Raw genomic sequence first — 17914 nt, 5'->3', positions numbered from 1 at the left:
ATATGCCTATCAACACAAACGCACTACAGCGGCCTGGCCGCTGTAGTGCGTATCAGGAAAATAAAGGGGGTTAACGCAGTGCGTCGGGCACGTCGATACCGGCTTCATCGTAATAGCGCAGCGCCCCGGAGTGCAGCGGCGTTGCCAGGTTGTCCAAAAGCGCCGGGGTGATGCTGCCCCACCAGGCGGCTTCTTCGGCCATGGCGTCGCGGCGCTCCCAGAAGGTTTTGGTCAGCGTGTAGGCGGTGTCGTCGTCCATTTGCGCGGTGGTAAAGGCCATGACCGGCAGCGACGTGGTGTTGACGTCTTCATCCACGCCGGGATAGGTACCGCCGGGAATCAACTGCGCCGTCGCGCCGGTTTGCTCGATCTGCTCGTCGGTAAGCGATACCAGCGTGATCGGCATACTGGCGGCGATTTCGATCACGTTGGGCGTCGGGAAGGAGCTTGCGGTCACGAAGGCATCGATCTGGCCGTTTTTGAGCGCATCCGGGCCGCTGCCCAGCGCCGCATCCGCCACGCGAATGTCGTTTTCAAGGTCGAACAGCTCGAAATAGCGCTGCGCTTCCCGGGCGCCAAAGGTGCCGCGGCCGATCAACACGTGCTTACCCGCTAGCTCGTCGAACGACGCCGTCCCCTGGTCGTCGGCCAGCACGAAGTGCATGGTAATGAAAGGAATCGGGAAAAGGCCGCGAATTTCCTGTAGGCGCGGGCCCTGGCGCTGAGCAAAAGGCCCCTCGCCCGCCATGGCCTGCTCGACGAGCGCCGGCGGCGTAGTGAACACATAATTGCCCTGGCGCGCCATCACTTCCATGACGTTTTGTACCGAGCCCTGGCTCTCCTCGAGCGTCAGAATGATGTCATCCTGGGTACCTTCGCGGATCGCTTCGGAAAGCTCGACGCCCATTTGATAATAAGCGGTTCCCGCCGAAGAGGATTTATAGGTGATCCGGGTTTCCGCCTGGGCGGCGAAGGATAAAGCACTCAAGGCGAGCAACGTGGCCGATACACTCAGTGCGCGGCGAAGTGAGCAAGTAAAATGGCGCATGGGGCGTCCTCGTTGGGGGCAGCTCTCGATAGAGATCTCTTGATGGCCAGCCCGCGAGGCCGGCGCGGCTAACATACCATGACTTGACGCTCGAGACAGCTACATGCCGAGCCCCGCCCCAGCGCCTGAGCTGATCCATAGTGCCAGGCCCATAGTGTCAGGCGGTCTTATCGACTGGCGGCTTATCGAAACCCGTTTAACGTGCTTTATCGACTAACGGATAAGAGCATTAAGAGATATGCCACTTATGGGCGATATTGGCTATTAGCGAAACGGTTAATTTACTAAAAAAAGATTCATTAAAACCAACTTACTACAAACTTCGTTCGTTTTAATTCCGTATTGCGATAAAAGCTGAATTGTTAAACTTGGCAGGACTTTTTCGCCCTTTTTAAACTCACAGGAACTTGCTCTCATGCTAACGCTGCATCAAGCCCCACGCCAGCCGCGACCCTCTCGCCGCTGGCTTTTTTGGTTGTCACTAGTGCTTTTTTGTTTGGCTCCTTCCGCGTTTGCGGTGACCGGCGATCTCGATTTGACCACATCAACAGTGGGATTTTTTGCGCTGGGCGTGTTCGTACTGGCCTATGCGCTGGTCATGGCCGAAGAAAAGATCCACATGCGCAAATCCAAGCCGGTGCTGGTCGCCGCGGGCATCATCTGGGGACTCATTGGCTGGGTATACGTTCAAAACGGGCTATCAGAGGCGTCGGAGTACGCGTTTCGGATGACCCTTTTGGAGTTTACCGAGCTAATGCTGTTTTTGCTGGTGGCCATGACCTACATCAACGCCATGGAAGAGCGCCGGATATTCGATGCCCTGCGCTGCTGGATGCTGCGTAAAGGCTTCAATTACCGCACGCTGTTTTGGTTGACCGGGGGGCTTGCCTTCGTGCTTTCGCCCATTGCCGACAACCTGACCACCGCACTTTTGATGTGCGCAGTCATTACCAAGGTCGCCGAAGGCGACCGGCGTTTCATCAACCTGGCGTGTATCAATATCGTGGTGGCTGCCAACGCCGGCGGCGCGTTCAGCCCCTTTGGCGATATCACCACGCTCATGGTGTGGCAGGCCGGGCTCATCGAGTTTCAGGACTTCTTCATTCTATTCGTGCCGGCACTGGTCAACTTCCTGGTCCCTGCGCTGATCATGAGCGCCTTCATCAAGAACCAAAAGCCGGGCAGCGTTTACGAGGAGGTCGCTTTGAAGCGCGGCGCGCGGCGTATCGTTGCGCTGTTTTTGCTCACCATTACCACCGCCGTACTGTGTCATACGCTTTTACACCTGCCGCCGGTGCTGGGCATGATGACCGGTCTTGGCTACCTGCAGTTTTTCGGCTTTTACCTGCGCAAGAGCTTACCCAAGTCGCTTGCGCGAAAGCGCGAACGTTACAGCCGCCGGGGCGACAATAAAAAGCTCGAGCAGTTGGGTAGCGTGGTGCCTTTCGATGTTTTCAACCGGGTGGCACGGGCCGAGTGGGACACGCTGCTATTCTTCTACGGGGTGGTGATGTGCGTAGGGGGCCTTGGCTTCATGGGCTACCTGGGGCTTTTGTCCGAGGCGCTCTATACCGGCTGGAACCCGACCTGGGCCAACGTGGTGCTCGGCGTGGTCTCGGCGGTGGTGGACAACATTCCGGTGATGTTCGCCGTGCTGACCATGCAGCCGGAGATGGCGCACGGCCAGTGGCTATTGATTACGCTGACCGCCGGGGTCGGGGGCAGCCTGCTCTCGATTGGCTCGGCAGCGGGGGTCGCGGTGATGGGCCAGGCCCGCGGGTCGTATACCTTCATGGGCCACCTTCGCTGGACGCCGGTGATTCTGCTTGGCTACGTGGCGAGTATTCTGGTCCACCTGTGGCTCAACGCGGGTAGCTTTGGGCCACTGAATTAGCCCTACCCCCGGCGCCGCTCGTCTGGCGCCGGGGCAATCGTTTAACGCTCGAGTATATTCAAAGGCCCGGCGCGTTCGATCACGCGCTGCCAGGTCGGGTCGCTTTCGATGCGTTGGGCGTAGGCGTCGATGCTTGGATACGCCTCCAGCGAGCGTGTGCCCTTCAGCGCCAGAATGGGAAAGCTCATCTGCACATCCGCGCCGCTTGGCCACTGGCCGCCGAAGTTGCCGTGCTTTGCCAGGTGCGCTTCCATGAACGCCACGTGCTGGTCGAGCTGCGGGTCGATAAAGCGCTCGCGCACCGTCGAGCTTATGCCCTTGGCCACGGGCCGCACCAGGGCCGGCGACTGTTTGGGAATCATGCTAAAGATCAGGCTCATCAGCAGAAGCGGCATCAAGGAGCCTTCGGCGTAGTGCAGCCAGTAACGATAATCGACCCAGTCATTGAGCGCGTCGATGTCCGGTTTGAAACGCCCGTTGCCGTAGCGCTCGATCAGGTAGTCGATGATCGCGCCGGACTCGGCAATGACCAGCTCGCCGTCGGTAATCACCGGCGATTTGCCCAGCGGATGCACGTCCTTGAGCTCTTTGGGCGCCTGCTGGGTTTTGGGGTTGCGCTTATAAACGCGGATCTCGTACTCGAGTTCCAAAAGCTCTAAAAGCCAGATAACCCGGTGGGAGCGCGATTTCTCGAGATGGTGTACGTGGATCATGGCCCTTCCCTGTCGTCGATGGCGGTATTGCCTGGTGCCTATCGTCTGGCCGGGCTTGCCGACCAGACGTCATCCGTTACAGCTTGGCCTGGGAGCGGTAGCTTTGCCACCAGCGCGAAAGCATCTCCCGCGGCGGCCACTTGCCCTGAAGCCAGGGCCGGAGCAGTCGGGTCGAGAGCGGAATAAAGATAAACACCATGACCGGAGTGAGCGCTAGCGTACTCACCAGTACACGGGGCACCAGCGCCCAATCCGCCAAAAAAGCACCAAACAGCGCCTGAAACATCAGCGAAATGGGAAAGAACGCCAGCCACACGGCTACCGCTTGCTTCCAGCGCGGCGGCGGCTCGCCCCCATCCATTTGAAACCAGGCGCCAAGCCCCGTGGCGCGCTGTTCGATTGGGGCATCGTAAAGGCCCTTACCCCGCTTGAGCCAGCCGCCCCGAGAGGCCGAATGCTGCCAGGCGTTGAGCGTTTGGTGGCTACTAAAGCGAAAAACGATTTGATACTCGTCGTCGCCCTTGGGCGGCGCCAATACGCCGGAGCCCAGGTAGCCGGGGAAATCCGCCGCCAGGTCACGGCCTTCGTTCAACCAGCGGTTAAAGTCCTGATAGCGGCCGTCGGCCACGCGACGGGCCACCATCAAGGTAACGGGTGAGGCAGACATGGGTTATCTCCTGATCAATGAAGCAGCTTGCCGGGTAGGCCGGCTGCCAGCCGCCGGGGCGGGTAAGCCCTGGGCGAGCGTCTCATTATAGAGGCAATATGCGTGCCAGTGGAGTCTAAACCTGGGAATTAATGATGGACGGGCGTCGAGCGCTCGCCGCGCTGAAAAGCGCGTACGCGCTGGTAGATGGCAATGGCCTCGGCAACGGCCAGCTCTTCATCCTCCGAGAGCCAAAGCGCCTCGGTGGGGTGGTGTTCATCGGCAAGCAGCGCGTTCACATCGCGCCGGTGGCGCTCCAGCAGCACCTCCAGCGCCAGGCGCAAGCGATACACCTCCAGTGTAAAGTGCTCTTTTTGCTCTTTACGCCTTATCACCTCGAACGGGTCACTGGCGCTTTCGATCAAACTTTCGAGCGTATTGAACACCAGCTTTTCCGCCAGGTTCAGGTTGGGAATAACGCTAAGTACCAACTCCCGGAGGGTTGTCGTCACTGCCTTTTGGGAGTGCATTTAAATCACCTTCGAACAAAAACGATACGACTAAAACGACCTTCATCGGTAAAGATCAACCTAAACACGCCGTGGACACCGTCCTGGTCCACTACGCGGCGAAGCGCTTCAGCGGGAAACACGACCCAGCGGCCGTCGATACTGCGTGCCCGTACATTGTTATAGCGACCTTCGTAGTGCGCCAGGCACTCACGCTGGGTCAGGTTAAGGATAACATCGATAGAGGGCATGGTCGGGGCTTCAAAAATCACTCAAACTAACATCGTTCGACATTTATCGCAGGCCTTTCGATAACGGCTTGAGGGTTTGCCAATCGAGACGCTCGGGCCACTGCTCGATCCAGCCAGGCACCTGGCCGGCGGCCATGGGTTTTGCGATACCGTAGCCCTGGGCCAGGTGACAGCCAAGTGCCATCAACGCGCTGGCGTGGGCCAGCGTTTCCACGCCTTCCGCCAGCATCGGTTTTTTGAACCGGTTGGCCATATAGATCACGCTCTCGACGATCGCCATGTCGTCGTTGTCGATGAGCATATCCCGCACGAAGCTTTGATCGATTTTAATCAGGTTCACCGGCAGCTGACGAAGGTGGGTCAGCGACGAGAAGCCGGTGCCGAAGTCGTCGATCGCAAACCCGACCCCCAGTGCCTGGCAGCAGGTCATGTTGACCAGGGCTGACTGAATATCGTGAATGGCAGCGCTTTCGAGCACCTCCAGCTTCAAAAAGCGGGGGCAAACGTTGGGATACGCCGCCAAACACGCCGACAAACGCTGGCTGAAGTCCTTCACCAGAAGATGAGCCGGGCTGATATTGACACTGACCGTCAGCGCCAGTCCCTGATGTTGCCACACCGAGAGCTGGCGCAGCGCTTCGTTGATCACCCATTCGCCAAGCTCTACCTCGAGGCTGGTGGTTTCGATGGCCGGTAAAAAGGCCGCCGGCGCCAGCAGGCCATCTTCAGGGTGCTGCCAGCGGATCAGCGCCTCCAGGCCAATGACCTCGCCGCTTCGCATATCGATTTGCGGCTGATAGTGAAGGCGTAGCTCCTGATGGCTGAGCGCGTCGACGAAGCGCTTGCGCTGTTCGTGACGCGCGCGCAGCAGCCGGTCCTGGAGAGGGTCGAAAAAGTGGTAGATATTGCGCCCGCGCTGCTTGGCGCGGTACATCGCCTGATTGGCATGGCGCAGCAGTACATCACCCTGGGTGTCATCTTCCGGGTAAAGCGTGACGCCCAGACTCACCGTCAGGTAGATGCTTTGCCCATCGATCAACAGCGGCTGACGAATAGAGTCCAGCAGCGCCTCGAAATACGCCTGGTCCACGCCGTGGTGCAACAGCAGCACGAACTCGTCGCCGCCTACGCGGGCCAGCACGTCATCGCCAAATAGAAGGTGACTGACGCGCTGGGAGAACGTGGCGAGAATCGTGTCGCCGCACTGCGGCCCCAAACGCTCGTTGATCGTTTGGAAGTAGTCGATGTCCAGCGAACACACCGCCAGCGGAAGCCCGCGGGCGTCGGCGTGGGCAATGGATTCCTGGATCAGCTGGGTCAAAAGCTGCAGGTTGGGCAGGCCGGTCAGCGAATCGAAATAGACCTCGCGGTTTAAATGCCGCGCATGGGCGGGAATGGCCGAAAGGTCCGCGAGCACGATGACGTGGTAGGCCACCGCGCCCTGCGTGTCGCGTACCCGGTTGGTCGACATCATCGCCGGGTAGAATTTGCCATCGTGGCTTTTGTAGCTGACCTGGCTTTTGCCGCGATCACGAAACCGGGCTTCCTCGCGGACCAGGCGCGATTCGTGGTTATCCTCAAGCGCCAGAATACTGAACGACTGGGGCGACTTACCCATCGCCTGTTCGCGTGTAAGCCCGGTCAGCTCGCAAAACGCCGGGTTGACGTCGAGCACCAGGTTGTCGGCATCGGTAATGATAATGGCTTCGTTGGCGTAGCCGAACGCGGCCTCGCTGGGCGAGAAAGAGCCGCCGACGTCAACGACCGACAGCGGTGCACCGGGGCCCAAAGACGGCGCAATATCGGTTTTTTGTGGGGTCAATGAACTGCTCCTTAAGCAGATCGAGCAGCGGGCTTTATCGCGCCCGTCTTACTCTCTTATGCAATCGACACACCGGTCACTGATACCGCTTGCTTGACCACCCTTTACTCACACGCGTGACTGACACGCGTAGCTCATGCTGCTCGTCACTCGAACGAACCCTCGAGCGGCCGGGCCACGCCTCCCTGAACGTCTAAACCTGGTCGCGCCCGGCGTAACGGTATTAAAACCCTCATACCCGCGTCAGGGTAATTCTCATTTTATCCAGGATAACACTATTAACACTTTCCCGACGTGCTTGCATTAAACGTACGAGGTTTACTGACCCGATCAAGGCGCCAGGGCGGCGGCGCCCAAATAGCGCTGTTCCCAGTAGTCGATATCCAGCGGCACGCTCACCACGTGACGACCGGAGCCCGGGGCGTGAATCATCTGACGGTTACCCCGGTAAATTCCGACGTGGGTTGCCTTGGAGCCGCTGCCAAAAAACAGCAGGTCCCCCGGGCGCGGTGTTGCCGTGTTGGGGAGCGCGCGGTACTGCGCGTCGGCGGTGCGGGGCACGCGCAAACCAGCGGCGCGATAGGTCATTTCGACCAGCCCCGAGCAGTCGAGCCCCTTGGGGGAGTTACCGCCAAAGCGGTAGGGAGTGCCGATCGCCTGCTGGGCGTGGGAGAGGATCAGCGCGCGCTCCATCGAGATACCCGCCATGGTGTCGGGGCCGGGCCCCGGCGCGGTGGCGATCTCTTTACTGGCGCACCCGGCCAATAGAAAAAGGGCCAAAAGCGGCCCAAGACGGCGAAGACCAACGGCGTAGAACGAGGCAAACGAAAACAAAGTGGTCGACATGGAGCACTCAGCCAATTGAAGTGGGATGCCTTCATCATGGCCCAAGCCGCGGCCCCCCGCCACTCGATCCTACACCTGGCGCCTCAAAGCATGGCGTGGCGCACCCGCGCCGAGACCCACTCGGAAACCAGTACCGTGGCAAAAATCATCACAAAGATGACGCTGACCTGGCTCCAGGCCAGACTGTTGATCGAGGCGTTCAGCTGAAGGCCGATACCGCCAGCGCCCACCAGCCCCAGCACCGTCGATTCGCGGATATTGATATCCCAGCGATACACGCTGATACCTGCGAAAGCGGGCATGACCTGGGGCAGCACGGCGTAGTTCATCACCTGCAGGCGGCTGGCACCGGTGGCGCTGATCGCTTCCACCGGGGTCGGGTGGATCTCTTCGATCGCCTCATACAAAAGTTTGCCCACGAAACCAATCGAGCGCAGGGCAATGGCGATGATGCCCGCCAGTACGCCGGGGCCGACGATGGTGACCAACAGCATCGCCCAGATCAACGAGTTGATCGAGCGCGACGAGACGATCACGGTCAGCGCCGCACTGCGCACCAGCGGGTGCGGCGTGGTATTACGCGCGGCCAGAAACGCCACGGGAAAAGCCATTAAAATGCCCAGCGCCGTGCCCAGGGTCGCGATGTTGATGGTGTCCCACATGGGCTGCCAGAGCCTGGCGGCGTATTCCCACTTGGGCGGCAACATCCGGCTGATCAGATCGCTCCCCTGGCGCCCGGCGTCCAAAGCGAACACCCACATGGTGTTGTCGGAAATCACTTTCCAGCAGAGCAAAAAGAGACTTGCCCCAAAAAGCCAGCCGCCGAAACGCAGCCACTGAGCGCGAGACGTGCGCCGCTGCCAAAGCGGTACGCCGGTGGCGGAGGTTGAAACGGGCATCGCGGGCTCCTATTGAGTAAAGCGGCGGACGTGGCTGGAGGCGTATTCGCTCAGCAGCACGATCGCGATGATGATCAGCAAGATAGCCGCGGAAGTGCTGTACTCGTAGCGGCTAAGCGAGGTGTTAAGCGTCGCCCCGATTCCCCCGGCGCCGACGATGCCGATCACCGCGGACTCGCGAAAATTGATATCCAGCCGGTACATGGAGAGCCCGATCAGACGCGGCATCACCTGGGGCTGCACGGCGTGGTTCATCACCTGCCACCAGCCGGCGCCGGTGGCGCGCACGGCCTCGACCTGGCGCGCGTCGAGATCCTCGATGTCTTCGGCGAGAAGCTTGGCCATGAAGCCGATGGTGGCAAACGCCAGGGTGATCATGCCCGCCAGCGGCCCGAAGCCGAACATCACCACGAACAAAATGGCGATGATGATTTCCTGAAAGGTGCGCGAGATGGCGATGATCGCCCGGCACACGGCGTAAACCGGCAGCGGGGCGATGTTACGCGCCGCCCCCAGCCCCACGGGAATCGCCAGCAGTACACCGATCACCGTAGAGGTGAGCGTCATGGTCAAACTTTCCAAAAGCCCCGCGATGATATCGTTTTGACGGCTAACGAAATCCGGCTGCGTGAACGCCGCCAGAAAATTGACCGCCCGCCCGGCGCCTTCGGCGACCCGGGCCCAGTTGACCTCGACGGACGCCAGCGCCAGCACCAGATAAACGCAAGCGCCAACGATGATGGCCAAGCGTAGCCAAGGGCGCTCGATGAACGGCCGCCGCCGCCACTGGCCAAGCCGTGCAGCCGCCAGGCGCGCGTCGGTGTTTGGCCCCCTCATCGCACGGCCCCGCTTGCCGGTGCTGACAACACCCGAGGCTTGGCGGCTGTATCGATACGCCGAACCGGCGGCGGGTTTTCCGGGATGGGCTCTTCGGCCTCCTCGGCGCGGGTGTCCCACTCCTCTTCGCCGTAGATGGTCGTGAGGATATCGCCGCTAAGTTCGGCCGGGGCACCGTCGAAGACGATTTGGCCCGCGTTGAGCCCGACGATGCGGTCGGCGAACTGCTGGGCCAGCGCGACATCGTGAATATTGATGATGGCGGCAAGGCCGCGCTCGGCGCAGAGCTCACGAATCAAACGCATGATCTGGCGCGAGGTTTTCGGGTCGAGGCTCGCCGTGGGCTCGTCGACCAGCAAAAGCCGAGGGCTTTGTAAAAGCGCCCGGGCGATACCCACCCGCTGGCGCTGCCCGCCGGAGAGCGCATCGGCACGCTTGTCGATGGCGTGGGCAAGCCCGACCCGTTCGAGCAGGCGAAACGCCTCAGCCACCGCGTCCTCGGGGTAGCGGCGCAAAAAACTGCGCCAAAAACCGACGTAGCCCAGCCGCCCGGAGAGCACGTTCTCCATCACCGTGAGCCGGTCGATCAGCGCGTACTCCTGAAAGATCATACCCATGGAGCGCCGTGCCCGGCGAAGCGCGCGCCCGGAAAGCCCGGTCAGTTCGAGTTCGTCCAGCCGAATGCAGCCTTGGGTTGGCTCGACCAGGCGGTTCACACAGCGAATCAGGGTGCTTTTACCCGCCCCGGAGGGGCCGATCAACGCCATGACTTGCCCTTTGGGCAGCGAAAGCCCGATATCGGTCAGGGCATGATCCCCGGTGGGGTAGCGTTTGCCAACGCCGGTTAGGGTAAGCATTGAAACACCTCCTCTGGATAGCAAGCCGGCCGAAAGGATGCCCTTTCGGCCGGCGTTCGTGGTGCGTCAGCGCTTAGTCGCAGTCGTAGGTCACATCGTTGGCGTCGGCGATGGTACGAATGACCGACCAGTCTTCTTCATAGGTGATGGGAATGAACTGCGCTTCACCGGAGTTGGCGAACTCTTCTTCCAGCGCTGTGCCTTCCCAGTCATAGCTGAAAAACGCGTCCTGAATCTGCTGGGCCAGTTCCGGATCGAGGTTGTGGGCCAGGCCGTAGCCGGTGGTGGGGAAGGTTTCCGAGGTATAAATCACCTCGTAATCGCCTTCGTTGACCACACCCCGGGCCAACATCCGCGTGGCGACGGAGTTGGCGATGGCGGCGGCGTCGTAATCTTCGTTGACCACGCCCAGAATGGAGTTGTCGTGGGAGCCGGAGAACGCGGTTTCGAAGTCTTCGCCGGCTTCCATGCCGTATTCCGAGCGCAAAAGCGCCGAGGGCGCGCGAAAGCCGGAGTTGGAGGTTTCCGAAGTGAACGCCATCTGGCGTCCTGCCAGGTCCTCGACGGCTTCGATACCGCTGCCCGGATAGGTGATGATCTCCATCTCGTAACCAAAGCTTCCGTCGTCTGCCGCCATCATGGCAAACGGTCTAAAGCCGCCACAGTTGACCGCTACCGGCACGCCGCCGGTATTGAAGCCCGCTACGTGCAAGCGTCCGGCGCGCAGCGCCTCCTGCTGGGCGGCGTTGGACTGTACCGGGAAAAACTGCACGTTCTTACCGGTCGCCTCGCTCAGGTGATCCAGGAAATCCGCCCACACCTCGGCGTACACCGCCGGGTCTTCTACCGGCGTGTAGGCAAATACCAGCGTATCCGGGTTGACCCACTCGGCGGCGTCTTCGGGTACGTCGGCTACCATGTCGCCGTCGTTGTCGGTGTAGCGCGATGAAAGGTCGGCGGAGGCGGTGAGCGCGGTCAGGGCGAAGGCCCCCGTTACCGCAGCGCTTAACAAAGTACGAGAAAGAGAGAGCGTCGACATACATCACCCAAAATGTTGTTTGAAGTAGCGCTATGCTGACAAGCCCGGGTGACAAGCCTGCGACACTTGCATGACGCCTTTATGACGCCGCGGGGTAAACAGCGCAGGCGTACCCGTCACCACGGCGCTCGACGAAAAGGCTATTACCGGCGATCTTCTTGGCCTGATGTTTGAGTTCCGAAAGCTGCGCGGCGATCTCCAGCGCCCGGCAGCTCGTGGTATCGAGTATCGGCTTGACCGCGATCGACACGCTGACGAAGGAAAAGAAGTCCGCCTCGCCCCGGCGGTTTTCAATATGCACCCCGCCCTGAAGGCGGTCGCGCTCGTCGAAAAAGCCCGGCGCCATCACCTCGAAGGAGTCGAGGATCTGGCGGCACACGCCCTCCCAGTGCTCCAGCGGCAGCAGCATCATGAAATCGTCGCCGCCGATGTGGCCGATAAAGCCCCCGGCGCTGTCCACCTGGGCCTGTAAAAGGCGCGAAAGCGCAATGATCACCTGGTCGCCCCGGGCGTAACCGTAGGCGTCGTTGAAGGCCTTGAAGTTGTCCAGATCCACGTAGGCCGCCGCAAAGGGCTCGCCTTTCTCCAGCGTGTGCCCCAGGGTTTCGTTGATCAAAATATTGCCCGGCAACCCAGTCAGCGGATTGGCGTGGCGCGCCTGACGCACCTGGATGGCGGTGATCTCGCGCAATAGATCGACGATGCTGCCCATCCCCAGGTAGCGCCCTGCATCGACGATCACGAAGTCCTCCTGTTCGATATCGCGGCTGTCCGTGAGCTGCTGGCTGAGCACTTCGAGTGGCGTATCCGCCTCGGCGATCAGCGGTTTGGTATCCGCCACCTCCAGCACCTTGCGCTTGGCGTAAAGTGCGTGGCTATAGGGGTTGGTGAACAGGGTCAAGAATGCGCTTCGCCGCACCACCCCCACCGGCGCGTCGTCCTTTACCACCGCGACGCAGCGAAGTGCCGGGTGGTGGCGAAAGCGCTCGGCCAGGGCGATCACCGAATCGCCCGGCGCGGCGGTTTCGATGGCGCGGGAAATGGTCCGGGCGGTGCGCCCGGAGCCGCTGGCAGGCCCCGGCGCCGGCAGTTGCATGTTCAGGGTAAACGGCGGATCGATGCTGGGGCGGGCAAAGTAAAACCCCTGCAACAGCGAAAGCCCCCGGTCGAGCTCCCAAAGGCAGAGGTGCTCGGCGGCGGTCTCCACGCCTTCGGCAATGAGGTGGCAATCGAGGCTTCGCGCCACGTCCAGAATCGAGCGCAGAAACTCGCGCTTGGCGGGCTGCTGGTCGATCCCGGCAATGAAGTGACGGTCGAGCTTGACGAAGTCCGGGCGCAGCTCTGCCCAGTGGCGAAGACTCGAGTGCCCAGCGCCCAGATCATCGAGGGCGACCTGAAAGCCCATGTCCCGGTAGTGGTCCACCGCCTGGCGCATCAGGGCGTAATCGTGAATCGGCACGTGCTCGGTCAGCTCGATCACTACCCGCTTGGCGGGCAAGCCGCTTTCGCGTACGAAGCCCAGGGTCAGCCCCTCTTCGAAGTCGCGCTCGACGATGGTCAGCGGCATCACGTTGAGAAACAAGAACCCGGGCAGTCCGAGCTCGGCAAAACGGCGAATGGCCAGGCGCCGGCACATAAGATCCAGCTCGACCAAATGCCCCGCCTGCATCGCCACGTCGAAAAGGCGCAGCGGCGAGTAGAGCGGCGAGTTTTCGGGCCCGCGCGCTAACGCTTCGTAGCCGAATATCGCCTGCTGGCTGGCATCCACGATGGGCTGGAACACAATGGTCAAGTCCTCGTTTTCAAGAATGTGGTTAAGCCATTGAGTGTCTTGAGCAGTCATGTGCCGGGTGCCTTTGCAAACGTCGTCAGCCGAAAAAACCGGCTAACGCGTCCTGAGTCGACGGGAGGAGGTTAAGTCCAAAAAGATTGGGATATTTTGATGACGCTTTTATGACACCCGGTGTTGCGGGGCGTCATGCGCCCGGGGCCACCACGGGGAGCTCGACGGCCACGTAGACCCCGCCGGCTTCGCCCCGCGTAAGGTGCAGCGTGCCGTGGTAAAGCGCCACCAAATCCGCGACGATGGCGAGCCCCAGGCCGCTGTTCGAGCGCTGCTCGTCCAGCCGCGTGCCCCGGGCAAGCGCGGCCTGACACTGCGCCTCGCTCATGCCGGGGCCGTTGTCGCTAACGCTCATCAACAGCGTCTCGTCTTGGGCGTCCACGCGAAGCGTCACCTCGCTTTGCGCCCAGCGCAGCGCGTTATCCAGGAGGTTACCGGCGATTTCCTGAATATCCTGGCGGTCCATACGGACCTTCGGGCGCGCTTGCCAATCGGCGCTGAGCGCGACCTGGCGGCGGTGAGCCAGGCGGGAGAGGCCCTCGATCAACCCGGAAAGGGCCTCGTCAAGGACGATGGGCGCCAGGTGCAGGCCCTCGCCGGCCGCCGAGGCGCGGGCCAGGTGGTGGCGTACGGCGCTATCGATGCGCGAAAGCTCGGTATCCAGCCGCTCGCTGTGTTCGCCGGGCAAATGCTTTAGTTGCAGGCGCATCACGCTCAGCGGCGTTTTTAGCGCGTGGGCCAGGTTACCCGCCGTGTGACGGCCGCGCTCGATCAGCCGCTGATCGCGCACGAGCACCGCGTTCATCGACCCGGCAAGCGTTGCCAGCTCCTCGGGCAGTTGCGTATCCATGCGCTCCGCGGTGCCCTTTTCCACTTCGCGAAGGTTGGCGTTCATGCGCCGAAGCGGCGCCAGCCCCCAGCGCACCTGTAACGCCAACACGCCCATCAAGAGCGCACCGAGCGTCAAAAGCCCCAGCCATAAAAGCCGCTGGAACCGGGCAATGCTCGCGCCCAGCTCGGTCTCGTCCGCGGCCACGCTGACGTGCAGCGGCGTATCCAGCGGTGCCAGATAAATATCGCGCTCGAGCACGCGTAGCGGCTGGCCGCGGGGACCTTTTAGGCTTCGCGCGCTTATCCGGCGGCTGTCGGTCACCGGCAGGCGCTGGTCCCAAAGCGAGCGCGAGGCGAGATGGTGCGTGTTTTGGTCGGTGATCTGCCAGTACCAGCCGGAAAACACCTGATCGAAGCGGGGATCGCCCAGCGCGCTTGGATAGCGCAGGGTATCGCTTGCGGCGTCGAACGCCACCCCGGCGATCACTACGTTCAGCGTCGCTTTTAGGCGCTCGTCAAAGGCGCTTATGGCGGCGGTACGGTAATAATGCGCAAGCCACGCCCCGGAAAGCGGCAGCGCCAGCGCAATGATGACGAGTGCGGCGAGCAGCAGCCGCGTGGCGATCGAGCGGTGGGACCAGCGCTTGCGCAGTTGGCTCCAGACAAGCCGGCCGCGGTTAGCCGACATCCGGCGCCTCGGCCAGCAGACGATAGCCCTGGCCTCGAAGCGTGGCAAAGCGCCAGCCCCCAAGCTTGCGGCGCAGCCGACTGATCTGCACGTCGATCACGTTGGAGTCCGGCTCCTGGTCACGGTCGTAGACGTGCTCGGCGAGCTCGCCCCGGCTGACCACCCGCGGGGCGGCGTGCATCAAATAGCTCAGCAGGCGCGTCTCCTGGGCGGTCAGGCTGACCGGGCGTCCGGCAAGCGTCACGTGCTGGGCATGGGTATCCAGGTGGAGCTCGCCCACCTTGATGACCGGGTGCGCGTAGCCGTGGGTGCGGCGAACGATCGCGCGCAGGCGAAAGAGCACCTCGGCGGGCTCGAAGGGTTTCGTCACGTAGTCATCGGCGCCGGCCGTAAACCCCGCGGCCTTGTCCGCCCAGCGCTCGCGGGCGGTCAGAATCAGCACAGGCAGGTCGATACCGTCGTCGCGCCAGGCGCTTAGCCAGCGCGTGCCGTCGCCGTCGGGCAGGCCGACGTCCAGAATCAGCGCGTCATATGCCTCGACGCGCACCAAAAAATCCGCTTTTTGGCCGGTGGCGGCATGCTCCACCAGCCAGTCGCCCTCTTTTAGCGCTTGGCCGAGCTCAAAGGCCAGCGCCTGGTCATCCTCTACCAATAAACACTTCATGGCCCGCCACCCTCGACGCTTTCGCGCTGCATCTCGTTGATACGCACGCCTTCGATTTTCATGAGCTTGCCGCTGCGCCCGTCGAACTCGAATTCGACGACCTGCCCCTGGGGGCCGAGCATCTTGATCTCGTACTCGATGTCGCCGTCGTCGCGCTCCATCTCGACCTCGATGACTTCGCCCAGGTAGCGCGCTTCCAGCCAGTCCAGAAGCGACTCCAGGCTCACCGCCTCGCCCGAGCGCACCTGGTCATGCAACCCTTCCCACTGCGGATCCGCCCCCACGCTTTGGACACCAAACCACGCCACCAGCGCCACGGCCAGGGGCCAGCGGCGCTTAAGGCGCGATGAATGAGGCGTTAAAAGCGTTTTCATGGTGTCAGCATGCCAAAGTCGATATGAACGTTGGATGAACGGCGCCTTCAGGTTAGCGACAGAGACGCGGTGCTATAAAAGGGGCGTCGCATCGGCAAGCGCCGGTGCGCGTCGATCATTCACCCCGTATCGCTCAAGAAGGAGTTTGACATGAATCTTACGAAAAAAGTGCTGATGATGCCGGCCACTGCCCTGCTGCTAAGCGCAGCGGCGGGCGTAGCCCAGGCCGACGAGGGCCTGGCCCTCGAGCGCCTCGACGACGTGCTCGGCTATACCGCCGACTACGGCTTTACCCAGTATCAGGAAATCAACGTCGAAGGCAGCGACCGGGTCGAGGTCGAAGGGTGGCTCGATGACGAGTGGTTCGCCGATATCGAGTTCTCGCTGGAAAGCGGCGAAACCCTGCAAGAAGAGCGCGAACGCCTGGTCAGCGGTGCCTGGGGCATGAGCGAAGACGATATTCGCCAGGCATTCGAAGTCGCTTCCGAGGAAGGCATGGTGACCTTCGAGGAGATCGACATGAACCAGAGCGGTATCATCGACATCGAAGGCCGCAACGCCGAGGGCCGCGAGGTCGAGCTGAGCGTGCGCCAGGGCTCCTACGAGATTACCGCGATGGATCGCGACTAGCCTGGCCGCCCCCCAACGTATTGCATCATGGGGTGTTGCAGCATGTCGCAAAGCGGGCCCTGACGAGGGCCCGCTTTTTTCGATGCGCGCGTGTTTATCGACTTTCCTGGCAAGTGTTTATCGGCTTTCCTGACAGTTGCCCCGCGCCATGATCGCCTCGGCGATACGCTCGATTCCCTGGCGGTACGCCGCCTGACGATAGGTCACCTTCTCCTCTTTGGCGCGCTGGAGCACCAGGCGCGCCTCGCGCTCCAGCTTTTCATCGAGGCGCTGGTTGACCTCCTCTTCGCTCCAGGCTTGGCCGGCGCGGTTTTGTAGCCATTCGAAGTAGCTCACGATCACCCCACCGGTATTGGCCAGCACATCGGGCAGCACATCGATGCCGCGGTTGGCGAGCTCGCGGTCCGCGTTGCTGGTGACCGGGCCGTTGGCAATTTCCAGAATCATGCCGGCCTGGATATCGCCGACGTTATCGCCGTGCACCTGGTTTTCCAGCGCGGCCAGAGCCAGCACGTCGACTTCGAGCGCCAGGAGCTCGGCGCCCTGGAGGGCCTTGCCCTGGCGGCACTTGGCGAGCGCGCCGTGTTTTTCCTTGGCCTTTTGGGCCGCGTCGATATCCAGCCCCGCCTTCTTGTAAATGCCGCCGCTGGAGTCCGACACCGCCACGACCTTGTAGCCCCGCGCGCTTGCCTGGCGGGCGAAATACGTCGCCGCGTTGCCAAAGCCCTGCACCGCGACGGTGGTGTCTTCGGGCTTGCGGTTTTGTTGCTCGGCCCACAAATCCAGCACCTTGAGCGCGCCGTGGCCGGTGGCCGCCACCCGGCCGGGCGAGCCACCCAGCGGCAACGGCTTGCCGGTGATCGCCGCCGGTGCCCGGGCGCGCACGATGTTCTCGTACTCGTCGATCATCCAGCCCATTACCTCGGCGTCGGTGTTGACGTCCGGGGCGGGAATGTCACGGTCCGGGCCCATCACGTCGGCAATGGCGCGAATGTAGCCCCGCGCCAGGCGTTCGCGCTCCAGCGATGAAAGCGCCTTGGCATCGACCTGGACCCCGCCCTTGCCGCCCCCAAAGGGGAGGCCGACGACCGCGCACTTGATCGCCATCCAGAAGCTGAGCGTGGTCACCTCGTGTTGGTTGACCTGCGGGTGAAAGCGCACGCCACCCTTGGCCGGCCCCAGGCTGATATCGTACTGAACCCGCCAGGCCGGAAATGCCTGCAGGCGGCCATCGTCCATGCGTACCGGTATACTGACCTGTAGCGAAAGCGCGGGCTGCATCAATCTCGCCCGGGCATCGGGATGGATATCCAGGGCGTCGAATACCTCCTCCAGCCGCGAGTGGGCGTCCTCGAAAAGCGCCGCGCCGGTTTGCGGGGTAAGCGCCTGGGCCTCGACATGCGACGGGTCGGGGCCACCTTTTTTAGCTGCCCGTTTGTTCGATGAGCTGGCGGGGGCTTTCTGCTTTTTGGTTTTCGAATTAGCCATTAACACACTCCGTTGCATCGTTGGGTAAAGGCCGG

18 protein-coding genes are annotated in these 17914 nt (G+C 61.9%); 2 read left to right on the top strand and 16 right to left on the bottom strand.

Annotated features, from left to right (window positions below; all coding sequences use genetic code 11):
- Positions 1 to 70: 70 nt before the first annotated feature.
- A complete protein-coding gene (locus ACWHXT_RS01485) occupies positions 71 to 1048 on the bottom strand; it encodes a TAXI family TRAP transporter solute-binding subunit (protein ID WP_447956959.1) in 978 nt (325 codons plus the stop codon).
- Positions 1049 to 1463: 415 nt separating this feature from the next.
- On the opposite strand from ACWHXT_RS01485, the gene nhaD reads away from it, so the two are divergent.
- The gene (gene nhaD, locus ACWHXT_RS01480) at positions 1464 to 2942 is read left to right on the top strand and encodes a sodium:proton antiporter NhaD (RefSeq protein ID WP_447956958.1); all 1479 of its coding nucleotides are present in this window, start codon (positions 1464 to 1466) and stop codon (positions 2940 to 2942) included.
- A 41-nt stretch (positions 2943 to 2983) separates the two neighbouring features.
- Here the strand turns inward: nhaD and ACWHXT_RS01475 are convergent, their stop codons facing one another.
- The 14 genes from ACWHXT_RS01475 to ACWHXT_RS01410 form a co-directional block, all read right to left on the bottom strand.
- Entirely contained in the window at positions 2984 to 3655 is a 672-nt protein-coding gene (locus ACWHXT_RS01475; protein WP_447956957.1) for a glutathione S-transferase, read from the bottom strand.
- 76 nt (positions 3656 to 3731) lie between these two features.
- Complete coding sequence (locus ACWHXT_RS01470; RefSeq protein WP_447927757.1) at positions 3732 to 4322, bottom strand: antibiotic biosynthesis monooxygenase; 591 nt, start codon at positions 4320 to 4322, stop codon at positions 3732 to 3734.
- A 128-nt stretch (positions 4323 to 4450) separates the two neighbouring features.
- The gene (locus tag ACWHXT_RS01465; RefSeq protein ID WP_447927756.1) at positions 4451 to 4831 is read right to left on the bottom strand and encodes a hypothetical protein; all 381 of its coding nucleotides are present in this window, start codon (positions 4829 to 4831) and stop codon (positions 4451 to 4453) included.
- Between the two features lie 5 nt (positions 4832 to 4836).
- Positions 4837 to 5061, bottom strand: a complete 225-nt coding sequence (locus ACWHXT_RS01460; RefSeq protein ID WP_447929108.1) for a DUF2835 family protein — start codon at positions 5059 to 5061, stop codon at positions 4837 to 4839.
- A 43-nt stretch (positions 5062 to 5104) separates the two neighbouring features.
- The gene (locus tag ACWHXT_RS01455) at positions 5105 to 6883 is read right to left on the bottom strand and encodes a putative bifunctional diguanylate cyclase/phosphodiesterase (RefSeq protein ID WP_447956956.1); all 1779 of its coding nucleotides are present in this window, start codon (positions 6881 to 6883) and stop codon (positions 5105 to 5107) included.
- 330 nt (positions 6884 to 7213) lie between these two features.
- Positions 7214 to 7729 carry a C40 family peptidase gene (locus ACWHXT_RS01450; RefSeq protein ID WP_447956955.1) on the bottom strand — a complete coding sequence of 172 codons (516 nt, stop codon included), beginning with the start codon at positions 7727 to 7729 and terminating at the stop codon, positions 7214 to 7216.
- Positions 7730 to 7812: 83 nt separating this feature from the next.
- Positions 7813 to 8628: a phosphonate ABC transporter, permease protein PhnE gene (gene phnE, locus ACWHXT_RS01445; RefSeq protein ID WP_447956954.1), complete on the bottom strand. Its 816-nt coding sequence runs from the start codon at positions 8626 to 8628 to the stop codon at positions 7813 to 7815.
- A 9-nt stretch (positions 8629 to 8637) separates the two neighbouring features.
- The gene (phnE, locus tag ACWHXT_RS01440; protein ID WP_447956953.1) at positions 8638 to 9465 is read right to left on the bottom strand and encodes a phosphonate ABC transporter, permease protein PhnE; all 828 of its coding nucleotides are present in this window, start codon (positions 9463 to 9465) and stop codon (positions 8638 to 8640) included.
- Positions 9462 to 10322 (bottom strand): phosphonate ABC transporter ATP-binding protein, encoded by an 861-nt coding sequence (phnC, locus tag ACWHXT_RS01435; protein ID WP_447956952.1) that lies wholly within the window; start codon positions 10320 to 10322, stop codon positions 9462 to 9464. The genes phnE (ACWHXT_RS01440) and phnC overlap by 4 nt, the downstream gene beginning before the upstream one ends.
- Positions 10323 to 10395: 73 nt before the next feature.
- Positions 10396 to 11361, bottom strand: a complete 966-nt coding sequence (gene phnD, locus ACWHXT_RS01430; protein ID WP_447956951.1) for a phosphate/phosphite/phosphonate ABC transporter substrate-binding protein — start codon at positions 11359 to 11361, stop codon at positions 10396 to 10398.
- Between the two features lie 79 nt (positions 11362 to 11440).
- Complete coding sequence (locus ACWHXT_RS01425; RefSeq protein WP_447956950.1) at positions 11441 to 13204, bottom strand: bifunctional diguanylate cyclase/phosphodiesterase; 1764 nt, start codon at positions 13202 to 13204, stop codon at positions 11441 to 11443.
- A 133-nt stretch (positions 13205 to 13337) separates the two neighbouring features.
- Positions 13338 to 14723, bottom strand: coding sequence for a sensor histidine kinase (locus ACWHXT_RS01420; RefSeq protein WP_447956949.1), 1386 nt, complete (start codon positions 14721 to 14723; stop codon positions 13338 to 13340).
- Entirely contained in the window at positions 14713 to 15387 is a 675-nt protein-coding gene (locus tag ACWHXT_RS01415; RefSeq protein WP_447956948.1) for a response regulator transcription factor, read from the bottom strand. The genes ACWHXT_RS01420 and ACWHXT_RS01415 overlap by 11 nt, the downstream gene beginning before the upstream one ends.
- Entirely contained in the window at positions 15384 to 15761 is a 378-nt protein-coding gene (locus ACWHXT_RS01410) for a PepSY domain-containing protein (RefSeq protein WP_447956947.1), read from the bottom strand. Before ACWHXT_RS01410 ends, ACWHXT_RS01415 begins: the two co-directional genes overlap by 4 nt.
- A 150-nt stretch (positions 15762 to 15911) precedes the next feature.
- Here ACWHXT_RS01410 and ACWHXT_RS01405 point away from each other — a divergent pair, with 150 nt between their 5' ends.
- Positions 15912 to 16391 (top strand): PepSY domain-containing protein, encoded by a 480-nt coding sequence (locus ACWHXT_RS01405; protein ID WP_447956946.1) that lies wholly within the window; start codon positions 15912 to 15914, stop codon positions 16389 to 16391.
- Positions 16392 to 16508: 117 nt separating this feature from the next.
- On the opposite strand, the gene ACWHXT_RS01400 is transcribed toward ACWHXT_RS01405, so the two are convergent.
- Positions 16509 to 17879: a Glu/Leu/Phe/Val family dehydrogenase gene (locus ACWHXT_RS01400; protein ID WP_447956945.1), complete on the bottom strand. Its 1371-nt coding sequence runs from the start codon at positions 17877 to 17879 to the stop codon at positions 16509 to 16511.
- Between the last annotated feature and the right edge of the window lie 35 nt (positions 17880 to 17914).

The organism is Vreelandella halophytica, from assembly GCF_968193635.1.
The sequence above is the reverse complement of the archived record's forward strand: the minus strand, read 5'-3'. Positions and strand labels throughout refer to the sequence as shown.

What these genes read in the sequence shown, in the direction of transcription:
- phnC (WP_447956952.1), bottom strand. Translation starts at nt 10,322, where the DNA reads ATGCTTACCCTAACCGGCGTTGGCAAACGCTACCCCACCGGGGATCAT.
- ACWHXT_RS01470 (WP_447927757.1), bottom strand. Translation starts at nt 4,322, where the DNA reads ATGTCTGCCTCACCCGTTACCTTGATGGTGGCCCGTCGCGTGGCCGAC.
- ACWHXT_RS01400 (WP_447956945.1), bottom strand. Translation starts at nt 17,879, where the DNA reads ATGGCTAATTCGAAAACCAAAAAGCAGAAAGCCCCCGCCAGCTCATCG.
- ACWHXT_RS01425 (WP_447956950.1), bottom strand. Translation starts at nt 13,204, where the DNA reads ATGACTGCTCAAGACACTCAATGGCTTAACCACATTCTTGAAAACGAG.
- phnE (WP_447956953.1), bottom strand. Translation starts at nt 9,465, where the DNA reads ATGAGGGGGCCAAACACCGACGCGCGCCTGGCGGCTGCACGGCTTGGC.
- phnE (WP_447956954.1), bottom strand. Translation starts at nt 8,628, where the DNA reads ATGCCCGTTTCAACCTCCGCCACCGGCGTACCGCTTTGGCAGCGGCGC.
- ACWHXT_RS01420 (WP_447956949.1), bottom strand. Translation starts at nt 14,723, where the DNA reads ATGTCGGCTAACCGCGGCCGGCTTGTCTGGAGCCAACTGCGCAAGCGC.
- nhaD (WP_447956958.1), top strand. Translation starts at nt 1,464, where the DNA reads ATGCTAACGCTGCATCAAGCCCCACGCCAGCCGCGACCCTCTCGCCGC.
- ACWHXT_RS01415 (WP_447956948.1), bottom strand. Translation starts at nt 15,387, where the DNA reads ATGAAGTGTTTATTGGTAGAGGATGACCAGGCGCTGGCCTTTGAGCTC.
- ACWHXT_RS01410 (WP_447956947.1), bottom strand. Translation starts at nt 15,761, where the DNA reads ATGAAAACGCTTTTAACGCCTCATTCATCGCGCCTTAAGCGCCGCTGG.
- ACWHXT_RS01460 (WP_447929108.1), bottom strand. Translation starts at nt 5,061, where the DNA reads ATGCCCTCTATCGATGTTATCCTTAACCTGACCCAGCGTGAGTGCCTG.
- ACWHXT_RS01475 (WP_447956957.1), bottom strand. Translation starts at nt 3,655, where the DNA reads ATGATCCACGTACACCATCTCGAGAAATCGCGCTCCCACCGGGTTATC.
- ACWHXT_RS01465 (WP_447927756.1), bottom strand. Translation starts at nt 4,831, where the DNA reads ATGCACTCCCAAAAGGCAGTGACGACAACCCTCCGGGAGTTGGTACTT.
- ACWHXT_RS01405 (WP_447956946.1), top strand. Translation starts at nt 15,912, where the DNA reads ATGAATCTTACGAAAAAAGTGCTGATGATGCCGGCCACTGCCCTGCTG.
- ACWHXT_RS01450 (WP_447956955.1), bottom strand. Translation starts at nt 7,729, where the DNA reads ATGTCGACCACTTTGTTTTCGTTTGCCTCGTTCTACGCCGTTGGTCTT.
- ACWHXT_RS01485 (WP_447956959.1), bottom strand. Translation starts at nt 1,048, where the DNA reads ATGCGCCATTTTACTTGCTCACTTCGCCGCGCACTGAGTGTATCGGCC.
- phnD (WP_447956951.1), bottom strand. Translation starts at nt 11,361, where the DNA reads ATGTCGACGCTCTCTCTTTCTCGTACTTTGTTAAGCGCTGCGGTAACG.